1 protein-coding gene is annotated in these 560 nt (G+C 59.5%); it reads right to left on the bottom strand.

The features are described from left to right. Positions 1-190 precede the first annotated feature (190 nt). On the bottom strand, positions 191-460 hold the full coding sequence (locus NW858_RS12065) for a hypothetical protein (protein WP_414377990.1): 270 nt from the start codon (positions 458-460) through the stop codon (positions 191-193). Between the last annotated feature and the right edge of the window lie 100 nt (positions 461-560).

Raw genomic sequence — 560 nt, 5'->3', positions numbered from 1 at the left:
GAAGACGGCTGAGCTATCTGCTCGGGGAACTTCGCATCCGTAGTAGTCATCTCTAGCGGGTCAACGAAACTTTTCCCTCACCCCCCGCCTTTCTCCTCTTGGGAGAGGGAAGCAGTTCCGCAGGCATGAGGAGTGGGCCTGGGGATAAGGAGATACACCCTATCCTAGCGTTGGCATCTCAGGCCCTTACCTATCCCTTTTGAACCCGCCGCTCAAACTCCTCGCGGGTGGCATCCACCAGTTGCACCGCCTCTGAGTAGAGCTGCGGGTGGTTTTGCTTAAGCCAACTCAAGAGCCGCGCCAACTGGGCTGAACAGAGATCCAGATCGGCCTGAAAAATCACTGCCGCTGCCATGTGCTGGGCGTATTCGGGGGGATGGCCCTGCTGCGTCAGCTCCGCCGTCAAGGCGGCCAAAGCCTGCTGCCGAACAGAGGGGGCGGAGCCTTCTGGGATGGACATAGGCGGGATTCCTTAGTCGGAAAAGTAGCGGCGCAGGGCTAAGGTCACGTTATGCCCCCCAAACCCAAAGGCGTTGACCAGGGCCACGTCAACAGCCATC

Source organism: Synechococcus sp. H55.10 (assembly GCF_047502715.1).
In the GTDB taxonomy this organism is placed as follows: domain Bacteria; phylum Cyanobacteriota; class Cyanobacteriia; order Thermostichales; family Thermostichaceae; genus Thermostichus.
This window is presented reverse-complemented; position numbering and strand designations above follow the sequence as displayed.